Here is a 13,470-nt window from a genome sequence, read left to right as displayed (position 1 = left end):
TATGAAAAAACTATACTTATTTTTAGTTATGGGTGCTGTGGCATGGGGTTGTGGTGATAAAGACAGGTTCATGGTGTCGAGTATCCAAACTACGCCAATACTGGATTCAAAGCTCAAGGTATTAATAAAGGATAACACCCTGCAGCATGTGCAGCTTGATAGTACTGTTGGGATCAGGGGTTTTTCCGATAAAAACTATTTTAGTACTGCCGATCTGTTTGTGAATTTTTCAAACAGTGATGTGGCGATTCCTAAAACAAGATTGACCCCCTACAATTACAGCAGAAGTTTTGTTGCATTTGCTTCGGGCACCAGTGCGGCGCCGGTAATAAATTACTCCCTGGATTATGGAAAAACCTGGGCATCGGCGGCGCCAAAAACGTATTCGCCCGTAATCAGCACCGCAGGTTATTATAGTACCGAGCTGGTGTCTACCGCTTTTATTGACAGCAACAACATCATGCTGGTTTATCAGCAAAAATCAAATTCCGATGCTGACAGTCGTCAGTACTATAAATTTAATATAGCCACCACTGCAGCTACCCGGGTGACCTATTTCGATGATGCTTTACAACCACTGAACATACAGTTCTTAAATAACAAAACAGGCTGGGTGCTGCTGTACAAGAACAGCGCTTACAGCACCTTTATTTCAAAAACAACCGATACCGGCAAGACCTGGAGCCAACCGGTGGCCATTGCTAACCGGGTGATCAATGGTTTGCAGGTGGGTACAAAAGGTAATATTGCCGCCATTGAAGACGCCGGGAATGTATATATTTCTCCCGACAGCGGTGTTACCTGGAAGAAGCCTTCTGCCGATCTGAAACTGACCCATGCGTTCATGGTTAATAAGTCGGTGATCTATGGTGTTACCGCCGAAAGCCTGGTGAAAAGTACCGATACGGGTGTAACCTGGAATACCGTTTCTGACAATTTTTATGAATACCTGAACATGAAAAAGCTCCATTTCCAGGATGAGCAGAATGGTATTATGTATGGCGATCAAAAGCTGTATGTAACAGCTGATGGCGGGGTTACCTGGAAGGTATTGTTGTTCCCGTATCCATATATGCTGGCAGATTAATTCACTTTCCCCGATCTGCGTTTAAGGAATTTTTCCAGCTCCACTGCATGAAAGGTAATGGCGGAAACCAGTACGCTAAAACCCAGTTCAGTGATGGTTAGGGGAGCTGTGTTAAAGATCCTGTTCAATACCGGAAGATAAATGATAGCTATTTGTAAAATAGTGGTGAGCGCAATAGCGCCAACCAGCGGCCTGTTGGTAAATATGCCCATGCGGTAAATGTATTCGTATTCGCTGCGTGATACCTGTGCCTGCGCCATCTGGCTAAAGCAAAGCACGGTAAACACCATGGTTTGCCAGTGCGCATCACCCACATGAATGGCCCAGGCCTGCATAATAAGGGTAACGGCAGCCATCAGCACCCCCACCCAGATCGTATAAAACCCCAGCCCCTGGGAAAAGATGCCTTCACCGGGATTTCGTGGCGGACGCTGCATAATATGGGTATCCGCTTTTTCACCGGCCAGCGCCAGTCCGGGTAAACTATCTGTTACCAGGTTAATCCATAAGATATGAATGGGTAGTAACGGAATAGGTAAACCGACCACCGGCGCCATGAAGATGGTTAGGATTTCGGCAAAATTACAGGCCAGTACATACCTGATAAACTTTCTGATGTTATCATAGATCCGCCGTCCTTCCTCCACCGCTTTTACAATGGTGGCGAAATTATCGTCCAGCAAAATCATATCTGCCGCTTCTTTTGATACATCTGTACCGGTTATGCCCATAGCCACACCAATATTGGCGCGCTTTAAGGCGGGTGCGTCGTTCACCCCATCGCCGGTCATGGCCACAAACTGTTCCTTTTTTTGCAGGGCCTTTACAATGCGTAGCTTTTGCTGCGGCGATACGCGGGCATATACTTTTATATGCGTGATGTTGTTGTCGAGGTCTTCGTCGGAGAACTTCGCCAACTCAGCGCCGGTGACGGTTCTGTCGTCCCTGCTTTTCAGAATACCCATATCGCGCGCAATAGCGCCGGCGGTTACGGGGTGATCGCCTGTTATGAGTACCGGTACAATGCCGGCGGTTCTGCAGGCTGCAATGGCCTGCCGGGCTTCAGGCCGCGGCGGATCGATCATGCCCGCCAGTCCGCAAAAATCCTGATCGCTTTCCAACACCGTCTGATCTTCCTCCTTTGGCAATTGCTGAACCAGTTTGCAGGAGTAAGCAATAACCCGCTGACCGGTTTCAGCCAGTTGATTGCTTCGTGCGGTAATTGGTTCGGCATCGGCGTTTTTACATATTTTCAGGATCGACTCCAGGGCGCCCTTGGTGACTACCAGGAATTGATCGTTGGCCTTATGCACCGTGGTCATCAGCTTGCGGTCTGAATCAAAGGGCAGTTCCTGTTCGCGGGGAAAGGCCTGTTCCCATTTATCGTCATACGCTTCCTGTTGCAGGGCATATTGAACCAGGGCAACTTCCGTGGGATCACCTTTTCGTTTGTTGTTATCAGTATGGTCTTTCTGCGCATCGTGGTTGAGGCTCATCAACAGTAACAGCGCCTGGTTTGTTGATATGCCGGGAATAGCAAGATTGAATTTTTCGACCTGCCAGATCTCCTGCACTGTCATCTGGTTTTGCGTAAGTGTACCGGTTTTGTCGGTACAGATATACGTTACAGAGCCCAATGTTTCAACAGCGGGCAGTTTTCTTATCAGCGCATTTTTGCGCACCAGTTTTTTTGCGCCTAAAGCAAGGGCAATAGTGATAACGGCAGGTAATGCTTCGGGAATGGCTGCCACGGCCAGCGAAATGGTGGTGAGCAACATGTTCAGCGGGTCCTGTCCGCGCAGAAAAATGCCAATGCCATATAGCACCACACAAATACCCAATACTACAAACGATAATTTTTTACTGAAATCGGCCAGGCGTTGTTGCAGCGGCGTGGCAGGTTCTTTCTCCTGCAGCATACCGGCAATTTTGCCTATCTCGGTTTCCATGCCCGTTGCCACAACAATGCCGGTACCATTACCTGCTGTAACCAGGGTGCTCTTATAAGCCATATTGGTTCGATCGCCCAGAGGTGCTTCCTCATCCTGCAAGGCGCGTGGTGATTTGTCAACCGCCTGTGATTCGCCGGTTAACGAGGCTTCTTCAATCTTCAGGGCATGGCTTTCCACAATTCGGACGTCGGCGCCCACCATATCGCCGGCTTCAAATAATACGATATCGCCCGGTACTACTTCTGTTGCAGGAATTTGTTTTACCTGTTTGTTCCGTCGCACCCGCACCAGGGCTGCCGATAGTTCCTTTAAGGCATCGATCGCCTTCTCGGCCCGAAACTCCTGTACAAACCCAACAACGGCATTGATGATAATAATTATCAATATTACAATGGCGTCTTTTACGTCACCCACAAAACCCGATACAATGGCCGCTACCATCAATATAAGGATCATTACATCTTTAAACTGCATAGCGAACAACATCCACGCGGGGCGCTTCTTTTTTTCCTGCAACTGGTTGGGGCCATACTGCTGAATTCGTTTAGCGGCTTCGTCGTCAGGCAGGCCATCCATGTTGCTTTGCAATTCGTTTAAAATAGCGTCTGTAGGGGAAGTGTGCCAATTCATTTTATAATAAGAATTTTTACCCGTTATCTGTTTTTGATTTGCTAACGCCTTAAATTCGGTTATGATTTTTACCTGCATGTTAACACATGCAATATTGCGGCCTGATTTTAGTCATTTGTTATCTTAACTTATGAGCTTTCGCATATGAAAAATACCATTTTATTACCTGCTTTCCTGCTTTTTTCAATTGTTATTGCTGCCCAGGTAAAAAAAATGCCTGCGTACCCATTGATCACGCACGATCCTTATTTCAGCATCTGGTCGTTTACCGATGACCTTACTACCGGTTCTGCCAAACACTGGACAGGCGCTGACCAGCCATTGAACGGTTGGTGTATGGTTGATGGCCAGAACTTTCGTTTTATGGGGCAGGATGCGGCATCATTTACTGCTACCGCTCAATTAAAAGATGTAACTGTTACTGCCACGCGCACAATCTACCAGTATGTATGTGGACCAGTGAACCTGCAGGTGCAATTCACTTCTCCTTTACTATTAAATAGCTGGACGGTACTGACCCGCCCTGTTTCCTATATCTCGGTAACGTTACAATCAAACGATAATAAAATACATCAGACGCAGGTAAATATAAATGTGTCTACCAATTTATGTGTTAATAAACCAGAGCAGGAAGTGACTGCTAAAAAACTGGTAACTCCCGATGGCCTGTATGTGATAAAAGCCGGTTCCGTTGAACAGCCGGTTTTGCAAAAGAAGGGCGATAACCTGCGTATTGACTGGGGATATATGTATGTAGCAGCGCCAAAAGCAGCCAATACGAAACAGGTTATTGGCGATGCCCAAACAGCTGATTCCACAACCGGCAAAGCATTGATGCTGCGTACGGCATTACCGGCCCTGAAAATAGCCAGCATTCCACAAACACAGTTTATTATGCTGGGCTATGATGATATCTATTCCGTTCAGTATTTTGGGAAAAACCTGCCACCGGTTTGGCGCAGTGAAGGACGCACCATAGAAAAAGAACTGGCTCATGCCGCCATTGAATATAAAAGCATCATGAAGCAATGTACAGCCTTTGATCAGCAGCTGTATGCAGATGCCGTAAAAGCAGGAGGCGACAAATACGCACAATTATGCGTGGCCGCTTACCGCCAGAGTGTGGCGGCGAATAAGATCCTGAAAGACCCGGATGGGAACATCTTATTTCTGTCGAAAGAGAATTTCAGTAACGGTTCTATCAATACGGTTGATGTAACCTACCCTTCTGCGCCCCTGTACCTGCTGTACAATCCCGATCTGTTAAAAGGTATGCTGAATGGCATCTTCTATTATAGCGAAAGCGGCAAATTTGCCAAACCTTTTGCAGCGCACGACCTGGGCACTTATCCTATAGCCAACGGACAAACCTATGGGGAAGATATGCCGGTGGAAGAATCGGGCAATATGATTATTTTAACGGCTGCCATTGCCAAAGCAGAAGGAAACGCCAATTACGCCAGAAAGCACTGGAAAACGCTGACCACCTGGGTAGATTACCTGGAGAAAGAAGGCTTTGACCCTGCCAACCAGTTGTGCACTGATGATTTTGCCGGCCACCTGGCGCGCAATGCAAACCTGTCGGTAAAAGCCATTGTGGCCATAGGTTGTTACGCCCTGCTGGCCGAAATGATGCACGATGTACCTGTCAGTATGAAGTATCGCACCACAGCCCTCAATATGGCTAAAAAATGGATGACATTGGCCAGTGATGGCGATCATTACTCGCTTACTTTCTCTGACAAGAATACCTGGAGCCAGAAGTATAACCTGGTTTGGGACCGGGTGTTGAACCTGCATTTGTTCCCCGCCGAAGTGTATAACAAAGAGATCAAGTACTATCTCACCAAACAAAACACCTTTGGCCTGCCATTAGACAGCCGGAAAACCTATACCAAAAGCGACTGGATCATGTGGACGGCCACGCTTACAAACGATACAACTGCCTTTAAAGCGCTCACCGACCCGCTTTACACCTATCTTACAGAAACGCCAACGCGGGTACCGCTGAGCGACTGGCACGAAACCACCAATGGAAAACAGGTAGGCTTTCAGGCCCGAAGTGTAGTAGGCGGGTATTTTATGCGCATGCTGGATAAGACGTGGGGGAAGAAGGGGAGAGGGAAGTAGGGTCAACCACCTACTTTACGCACCAATGCTTCATTTTACCTGTCAACGTGTTAACCTGTTAACCCGTCAACTTACTGAATATAATCAACCTTCCCTTTCAACTCCTGCTCATTCCCGTGTAAATATTCATAATCGGCGCGGGCATAAATTTCGAGTGAATAAGTGGGCGTAGGGGTATCGATGGTGACGAGGTTGATTACCTGGTCGGCCAGTTTGTATACCCGGGTTATTAAAGGTTTGTTGTACATTATATAACAAACGCTATCGGGTAAATTCAGAATACCAATTTCAGTAATGATCGATTTGAAGGTGTCGCCATCGCCAAAGCTAAAACGCAGGGCATGGTGAAACGTGCGCCTGGTATATTCTGCCAGCCTTAAATTAATGGCGTTGAACAAAAAGTACTTCGGCATGGTGATGGTGAACGAATTGGTGAACAGGGTAGTGGGGCTGAGCCTCGTTTCTACCTGACTCAGGTATTCCACCCAGGCCGGCGCATCCAGCTTCGTGCCTTCCAGCAACCTGGCCATATAATAACTGCCGCTGGTGTTTAGGGAGCCGCTTTCCTGTTTACGGGCCAGTGACAGGGAATCTAAAAAATACCGCGTGTGAGATTGAAACACGTTGCTGTCTGCTTCGCTCAGGGAGGTTATGCGTTTCAGTTTCCAGGTGCTGGTTTCCAAATAATCCTGGATGGTAATCAAAGAGGATCGTTGCAACGATAATAATCTGTCGAGGCTTATATGCTGGGCAACAAGCGCCAGGGGAAGTAGTGAACCGGCAAGCAGCATCCACTTTATAAACAGTCGTCTCATAGTCAGTTAGCAATATGGCGCCGAATATACTCACTTTACCCATGGTGCCCTTTGTTATGGACAATTTCGTTTAGTTAATTTGATTATTGTCAAGTCAGTACAGATTTGAACCGACCTCCAGTACAAATCTGATATTAGCTGGAATTGATATGAGTTGAAACATTGGTTTGCAAGTGGTGTTACCGTTATTGCAAGTTTGTAGAAAAAAGTCAATATAGTGCTACAGTACTATAATCAATAAATATAGTACTGGAATACTATAATTGGTCATTATAGTACTGTAGTACTATAATGGAATTTATCGCGATTTTGGCTCTATGCTTATTTATTGGTAACTACAACTAATCAACAGCGAACATTGGCCCCATCAGGTTTTACTTGTCATAGTAATTGAGCGTTGATCACCAGGTTAGCCAGCTGTACTTCAAGGTTTGAAAGTATTGCCCAAAAATTTCAATGGATGCCACTTAGCTTACCACCGATGGCTCATTGTTAACTCAAAATTCCCGGCACACAACACTGATTAGCCTGGGTATTTTTTTACCTGCAAGGCTTGCACCGCGGATGGTACGGTTTTTTAAGATTTGTTCAAAGCAAATAAAAGCAATTAGTTATGGAAACATTAGTGGACAATATCGCCGGGTACGACTATGGTGCTAATGAATTGGCCACCTCACCGGTTACTATGAAAGATCTTGAGCTGTTGAAACAAACCATTACGTTCGATTCAGACGATCAAAAGTATTTACGCATGGCGGGGGATGTACTGGAACCGCAGGCTGAATCCATCGTAAATATGTGGCGGGGGGTGATCAGTTCAATGCCACACCTGGCGTACTATTTTAAAAACGATGCCGGTAAAACCGACGAACCATATAAAGCAAAAGTTAAGGAGCGGTTCAAACAATGGATCATGGACCTTTGCTACAAATCATATGACCAGGACTGGTTGAATTACCAGCATGAGATTGGTTTAAGGCATATGTCGGCTAAAAAGAATAAAACAGATAACGCCGATGCAGCCCCGTTCATCCCCATGCGCTATGTAATTGCGTTTACTGCTGTTGTTAATGATTCCATCAAAACATTTATGGCCAAAAACGGACATAGCCTGGGCGTGATTGAAAAAATGCACAAGGCCTGGTGTAAAGCAGTATTGTTACATGTTACATTGTGGACGCGGGCTTATTGCGGTAATGAGTGGTGAAAATATTTATAAGTATTAAAGAAAATGTTACACAAATGAGCATAGGAAAATATTGATACCGCAAAACGATCGATGAGGCAAAGATGCTAAAGCAAAAGTGAACGACCCAGAAGGCGCCGGCTAATAACAGTGTACGTAATAATTCAGGAGAGGGTTTGTATCGTTTCGCCCGGATCAATACAACCAGCAATCCACCACAAAAAAAGATATTCGAGAGCAGACATAACCAGCGCATGGGGGCCAGCATGCCTGCCTGAAAGGTATTATTAACGCAGGTTACCTGGTCGCTTTTATAGTTGAACCATTTCACAGCCACAGGATCCACGGTGTTTTTCTTTTCGTTATAGGAAAGGAAACATTCCATCGGCGGCAAAAAGAATACCTTCGTGTTAGGCCCCATATAATACCGCATAAAGGCAAAAGGGTGTTGCAGCATCAGAGTGTTGCTGTATTGCGTAAAAACAGGCGCTACAGCATGCCAGGACCTGAAATACCCGTTGATCTTTTTCTGCTGTTCTAACTGATACATGTAAGTTTTCAAAGGTGATTTATCACTCCATAAAAACTCGTCCGGCCCGGGTTTTGCCGATGCAGGCAATGTGTTAAAATATTGTTTTACTATTTTATTCAACGCAATACATTCAGCCGTAGGCAGGTCTTTGTCCTGTACAGTAATATACGGATATACCTGTAAGATATTATTGGCTGCCATCCAGCCGCCAAAGGCGGAAAACACGGCCGTGCCGGTTTCCTTTTGGGTGAGACTTTTAATATGTTGCATCCCTAAATACATGGGCGCTACCACCAGGATAATTCCCGAACTTTTAAAGAGCCTGTTACGCCGGCAGAGTAATATGGCCGGGATGGCCACCGCCGGCAGGTACAATGCTGTATAACGGATCTGGAACAGGAGGTACAGTAATTCTGCCATTATTAAAAGGCTGGTCCAGCCAGGCCGGATGATAAGCCAGATCAACAGCGTAAACCAGATAATACTCACACTCGCAAACAGGGCATCACTGCTTACCTGGTTACTGAGGTATAGAGTAAGCGGGTTACATAAAAAGAAAACAAACAGCACATGGCTGATAGGGTTGCGTAAGGGGAAGAAAAAACGGAGCGTAAAAAAGAAATACAACAAGCCAAGCTGGATGGTGAGATATTGAATGAAAACGAGCGCCGTGTCGGATGTGGTGAATCTATGTACCAGCGACAAAAAACGGGAGTAACCCAATGGCCGGATACTGATGATATAATTGTGGGCAGCCGCATCTATATACGTGTAGCTATCGGTAAAATACCCGGCAAAGGGATAACAAAGTTTAAAAACTATAAACTGAATAAAAATACCTGCTGTTGCTATCAGCAGGTATTTTTTATGAAGACTATCTTTTATCAGGAACCGTGAAAAGGATTCGGACTCAGTTGGTTGTTTAGTAAAACTATCTTTAAGACGTTTTAACCAGGATAATTTGCTGATCATATCGTCGTAAAAATAGGGAAAATTGCATTATGCCTTTTGTGCTAGTGCATTGCCAAATGGTAATTTCCTGATTCTTTTACCAGTAGCTGCGAAAATGGCATTACAAACCACAGCGGCAATCGGTGGCAACGCAGGCTCGCCCAAACCAGTAGGCGCTTCATTGGTAGCCACAAACTGCACCTCTACATCCGGTGGCGCATCGGCCATCCGCATCATTTTATAGGCATTGAAGTTTTTCTGTTGTACCGCGCCTTTATCAAAGGTGACTTCAGAATACCAGGCATGGCCCAGGCCATCCACAATAGCGCCCTGCACCTGGTTTTCGGCGCCGCTGAGGTTTACTACCTGTCCGCAGTTTACAGCTGCCCATACTTTATGCACTTTGGGTTTGCCATTTACTACAGAAACCTCAGCCACTTCGGCTACATAGGTGTTAAAGGAGTAATACGCAGCAAAGCCTTTAAACCGGCCTGGCGTGTTTTTACCCCAGTTACTCATTTTGCTTACCAGGTTTATAACGCTTTTGAATTTCTCAATATCATAACTCACTTTGCCAACCGGGCTGGTTTTGGCTTTCTCCAGCAGTTCGAGGCGGAAGGCTACGGGATCTTTCTTTAATTCATGTGCTATTTCATCGAGAAAGCTTTGTTCTGCAAAACCAATGGCATTATGCGTAGGGGCCCGCCACGGACCGGTTTGAATATTCGATTGAACGCCATGGCTGTCGCACCGGTAATTGGCCAGTGCACCAGCAGGGAAGTTTTCCGATGCGGCTGCACGGCCGGCATTCAACGCAACAGCGCTCAGGTACCAGCCATCGAGTTCGTTATTGGCGTTAATGGCGGCCTGGTATCTATACATTCCATTGGGCCGGTAAAAATCGCCCTGCATATCATCTTCGCGTGTCCATAGCATTTGCACGGGAGCTTTGGCGGCGGCGGAGATCTGGGCAGCTTCCACCACATTATCAGCACGTAACTTTCTGCCAAAACCGCCACCCTGCCGGGGCATGCCCAGTGTAATATTGGCTTCAGCAATGCCCAGTGCTTTGGCTACATCTCTGATGGCATTACCCGGTACCTGGGTAGGGCCGTACAGATCGGCTTTACCATCCTTTACATCGGCAAAATAGTTAATGGGCTCCATGGGTGCATGGCTCAGCACCGGCACTTCATAAACGCTTTCTATCACTTTTTTGGCGCTGCTCAACGCCTGCTCTACATTCCCGTCATTTCTGTCGGGTTTATCGCTTTTTTGCTGGATCAGGGTTTTAAAAGCGGCAACATGTTCCATGGTGCTTTCCAGTTTGCCGGCATCTTCCCATTCAACTTTCAGGGCATCGCGGCCTTTTTTAGCGGCCCAGGTATTGGTGGCCAGCACCGCTACTACCGTGTCGGTACGCACCACGTTCTTTACCCCGGGTATTTTGCGTGTTTCGGTATCGTCGAATGATTTTAATTTCTTGCCAAAGGCAGGCGGGCGCGATACCATACAAAAGAGCATGCCTTCGCGGCGGGTATCTATTCCGAACAAAGGTTTGCCGGTAAGAATGCCTTTATTGTCTACGTTATTAATGCGCTTCCCGATGATCTTGAAATCTTTCGGGTCTTTTAGTTTGATGTTATCCGGAACCGGCATGGTGGCTGACTTGGAAGCCAGTTCGCCATAGCTGAGTTTTTTACCGCTGGCTTTGTGCAGCACAAAACCATTTTCGGTTGAACATTCCTGCTCGGGAACATTCCAGGTTTGTGCAGCAGCGGCTACCAGCATTTGCCGGGCAACAGCACCGGCTTTTCTGATGGGTTCGTACCGGCCACGAATAGCGCCGCTACCCCCGGCAGACTGGTTACCATATTTTTCTTTATCAAAAACCGCCTGGGTAACTACTACTTTATTCCAGTCCACATCCAGCTCTTCGGCCAGCAGCATGGGAATAGAAGTTTTTACGCCCTGCCCGATCTCGGGGTTAGGCGCCAGCAAAGTAACAATGCCCTGTGGATCGATAGAGAGATAAGCATTGGGCGAGAAGAGCGGCGCATCGGCCACCGTTTCAGCCGTTACATTGGCCAGCATTTCAAAACCAAACAACACGCCGCCGCCAGCTAAAGAAGTGATTTTTAGAAAATGCCGGCGGGATATATTAGTTGTACTTTGTTTCATTGGTGACTGGTTGATAAGTAAACAGTTCAGAGTTCAAAGTTCAAAGTTCAGAGTTCAGAGTTCAGCGTTTTCGGCTTTAAGCTTTCGCCTTATAGCTTTCAGCTTTTTTTCAGCTATTTACTTGCAGCATTGCCTGCAGCTAAATGTATTGCTTTTCGTATCCGAACATAAGTAGCACAACGGCAAATATTGCTCATAGCTGCGTTGATATCCTCATCGGTGGGGTTGGGCTTTCGCTTTAACAACGCAACCGCTGCCATTACCTGGCCAGCCTGGCAATAACCGCATTGCGGAACATCCATTTGGTCCCAGGCTTTTTGAACAGGGTGATCGCCGTTTTCGCTTAATCCCTCGATGGTGGTGATCTTGTTGGTACCCACCGCTGAAACAGGATAGGAGCAGGAGCGGATGGCATTATCATTCATCAATACTGTACAGGCGCCACATTGAGCAATACCGCAACCAAACTTGGTACCTACCAAATTCAGCTCATCGCGCAAAACCCAAAGTAGGGGAGTATCAGGCAAAACATCAACCGTATGTTTGTTATTGTTGATGGTAATTGTATAGGAAGCCATGATATTGGTTTTGATAAAGTTAGTAAAAACAAACCTATACGACGATCAAATGTGAGCAGTGGTTGCCGCGTAACAAAAAAATGATTGTTAAAGGGAATGTGGGGGTAATTAAGGTTAATTTTCTTGTAGCAGGTAATATAAGAATCAAAGCCTCCCCCTATCGGGGGGAGGTTGGTGGGGGGCTGCGTTATGTGGTAGCGACTATTACGCCAGTTCTGCCAGCTCCTTTACTTTCGCCAGTGCTTTGGGAAATGTTTGGATGAAGTAGTCTTTGTATTGGTCGTTCATATCCATATCAACGATCAGTTCGGTTCTACCGTCGAGGTCTTTCAACGTATAATTTTCATGCGCACCCGCAAAGCTTTTCACTTCATCGCTTGTAACATCTTCCACGCCATCTTTTACATAACCCAGGTGTTCAAAGCTCATGTATTCGTTGGGAATGGTTTCATCTATTTTGCTCACCATGCCCATGCCTTTACTATCGAGGAACAATACTTTGCTGCCTTTTTTCCAGTCGGTAATGGCATGCGAACCTTCGGTGAAGGGCGCTGTCCATGCCCGGTAGGAATCGTCGGTCCATAAAATATTCCATACTTTTTCACGGGGGGCGTCAATAGCAATTTTAAATTCCTGCTTTTCCATGAGTGAATAATTTAAGTAAAGAAATGTGTTACCTGACCCTGTAAAGTTGGTTCATTTTTCAAACCTGGCCGGGGTGTGGGCAGGACAATTCTGGGGGGCAAATGCGACAGGAGAAGCTCTGAATAATTTGATTTCAGCATTGAATGCCTCCGCCGTAGCATTAAACGATCTGGACATTTTATTTAATTCAAAATAGCTTGTTTTACAAGATATGATTTGATTTTCATGCATATAAGCAAAAAAAATGCGCCCCCTTGGGAGCGCACCGGCTGAATTGCTCTGTACATCTAAACCGTTGCATCCTGGATAATGGCATCGGGCGCATTCGTTTTAACCGATAAGATGCCATTGGTACGGCCCGTCTCACTTTCGTATAACTCACTCACGCCAATTGTTTGGCCATTGGCCGCTTCCAGGGTGAAATACAATTTACCATTTGATGCTACGCGCAGATCGTATTTATTATCATCTGGTGCATTACGTTTTACGGAATCAATCCCGTTGTGGCAGTTCGATTTGGTGGAATAGCCTTCACTGATGAGGATCGTTTCGCCATTGCCGACCGTTAAACTGAACTGAAAATCTCCATCTACCCGTTTGGTGATTATAAATTTTCCCATAATAGCAAGGTTTTGGTTCTGAATCGCTAATGTAATAATAACTAACGACTGTAAGTTGAAAAAATATGGAAAAAAGAGGCAGAACGGGGCGGGAAAATGGAAATTGATTTTGGTCAATGTGTACAGTCCTGATTTGTGTGTTCTTGTACATATTCGGTGCAGG

General features: G+C 46.1%; 10 protein-coding genes. 3 read left to right on the top strand and 7 right to left on the bottom strand.

The window, feature by feature from the left end; genetic code table 11:
• Position 1 precedes the first annotated feature (1 nt).
• On the top strand, positions 2-1,087 hold the full coding sequence (locus NIAKO_RS17545; RefSeq protein WP_014219780.1) for a sialidase family protein: 1,086 nt from the start codon (positions 2-4) through the stop codon (positions 1,085-1,087).
• Here the strand turns inward: NIAKO_RS17545 and NIAKO_RS17540 are convergent.
• On the bottom strand, positions 1,084-3,747 hold the full coding sequence (locus NIAKO_RS17540; RefSeq protein ID WP_014219779.1) for a calcium-translocating P-type ATPase, PMCA-type: 2,664 nt from the start codon (positions 3,745-3,747) through the stop codon (positions 1,084-1,086). The genes NIAKO_RS17545 and NIAKO_RS17540 overlap by 4 nt on opposite strands.
• A gap of 66 nt (positions 3,748-3,813) precedes the next feature.
• Here NIAKO_RS17540 and NIAKO_RS17535 point away from each other — a divergent pair, with 66 nt between their 5' ends.
• Complete coding sequence (locus NIAKO_RS17535; RefSeq protein ID WP_014219778.1) at positions 3,814-5,799, top strand: glutaminase family protein; 1,986 nt, start codon at positions 3,814-3,816, stop codon at positions 5,797-5,799.
• A gap of 71 nt (positions 5,800-5,870) precedes the next feature.
• Here NIAKO_RS17535 and NIAKO_RS17530 read toward each other — a convergent pair whose 3' ends face one another.
• The gene (locus NIAKO_RS17530) at positions 5,871-6,614 is read right to left on the bottom strand and encodes a hypothetical protein (protein WP_014219777.1); all 744 of its coding nucleotides are present in this window, start codon (positions 6,612-6,614) and stop codon (positions 5,871-5,873) included.
• A 613-nt stretch (positions 6,615-7,227) separates the two neighbouring features.
• Here NIAKO_RS17530 and NIAKO_RS17525 point away from each other — a divergent pair.
• Positions 7,228-7,821: a protoglobin domain-containing protein gene (locus NIAKO_RS17525; RefSeq protein ID WP_014219776.1), complete on the top strand. Its 594-nt coding sequence runs from the start codon at positions 7,228-7,230 to the stop codon at positions 7,819-7,821.
• On the opposite strand, the gene NIAKO_RS17520 is transcribed toward NIAKO_RS17525, so the two are convergent.
• The 5 genes from NIAKO_RS17520 to NIAKO_RS17500 all read right to left on the bottom strand — a co-directional run bounded on the left by NIAKO_RS17520 (position 7,781) and on the right by NIAKO_RS17500 (position 13,307).
• A complete protein-coding gene (locus NIAKO_RS17520) occupies positions 7,781-9,304 on the bottom strand; it encodes a hypothetical protein (RefSeq protein ID WP_014219775.1) in 1,524 nt (507 codons plus the stop codon). The genes NIAKO_RS17525 and NIAKO_RS17520 overlap by 41 nt on opposite strands.
• Positions 9,305-9,331: 27 nt before the next feature.
• Positions 9,332-11,464 (bottom strand): xanthine dehydrogenase family protein molybdopterin-binding subunit, encoded by a 2,133-nt coding sequence (locus tag NIAKO_RS17515; protein ID WP_014219774.1) that lies wholly within the window; start codon positions 11,462-11,464, stop codon positions 9,332-9,334.
• A gap of 113 nt (positions 11,465-11,577) precedes the next feature.
• Entirely contained in the window at positions 11,578-12,042 is a 465-nt protein-coding gene (locus NIAKO_RS17510) for a (2Fe-2S)-binding protein (protein WP_014219773.1), read from the bottom strand.
• 204 nt (positions 12,043-12,246) lie between these two features.
• Entirely contained in the window at positions 12,247-12,687 is a 441-nt protein-coding gene (locus NIAKO_RS17505) for an SRPBCC family protein (protein WP_014219772.1), read from the bottom strand.
• 287 nt (positions 12,688-12,974) lie between these two features.
• Positions 12,975-13,307 (bottom strand): YegP family protein, encoded by a 333-nt coding sequence (locus tag NIAKO_RS17500; protein WP_014219771.1) that lies wholly within the window; start codon positions 13,305-13,307, stop codon positions 12,975-12,977.
• Between the last annotated feature and the right edge of the window lie 163 nt (positions 13,308-13,470).

Source organism: Niastella koreensis GR20-10 (assembly GCF_000246855.1).
Classification (GTDB): Bacteria; Bacteroidota; Bacteroidia; order Chitinophagales; family Chitinophagaceae; genus Niastella; species Niastella koreensis.
This window is presented reverse-complemented; position numbering and strand designations above follow the sequence as displayed.

Excerpts from the sequence above, each read along its gene's own strand:
- NIAKO_RS17545 (WP_014219780.1), top strand. The coding sequence starts at position 2 with ATGAAAAAACTATACTTATTTTTAGTTATGGGTGCTGTGGCATGGGGT.
- NIAKO_RS17540 (WP_014219779.1), bottom strand. The coding sequence starts at position 3,747 with ATGCAGGTAAAAATCATAACCGAATTTAAGGCGTTAGCAAATCAAAAA.
- NIAKO_RS17535 (WP_014219778.1), top strand. The coding sequence starts at position 3,814 with ATGAAAAATACCATTTTATTACCTGCTTTCCTGCTTTTTTCAATTGTT.
- NIAKO_RS17530 (WP_014219777.1), bottom strand. The coding sequence starts at position 6,614 with ATGAGACGACTGTTTATAAAGTGGATGCTGCTTGCCGGTTCACTACTT.
- NIAKO_RS17525 (WP_014219776.1), top strand. The coding sequence starts at position 7,228 with ATGGAAACATTAGTGGACAATATCGCCGGGTACGACTATGGTGCTAAT.
- NIAKO_RS17520 (WP_014219775.1), bottom strand. The coding sequence starts at position 9,304 with ATGATCAGCAAATTATCCTGGTTAAAACGTCTTAAAGATAGTTTTACT.
- NIAKO_RS17515 (WP_014219774.1), bottom strand. The coding sequence starts at position 11,464 with ATGAAACAAAGTACAACTAATATATCCCGCCGGCATTTTCTAAAAATC.
- NIAKO_RS17510 (WP_014219773.1), bottom strand. The coding sequence starts at position 12,042 with ATGGCTTCCTATACAATTACCATCAACAATAACAAACATACGGTTGAT.
- NIAKO_RS17505 (WP_014219772.1), bottom strand. The coding sequence starts at position 12,687 with ATGGAAAAGCAGGAATTTAAAATTGCTATTGACGCCCCCCGTGAAAAA.
- NIAKO_RS17500 (WP_014219771.1), bottom strand. The coding sequence starts at position 13,307 with ATGGGAAAATTTATAATCACCAAACGGGTAGATGGAGATTTTCAGTTC.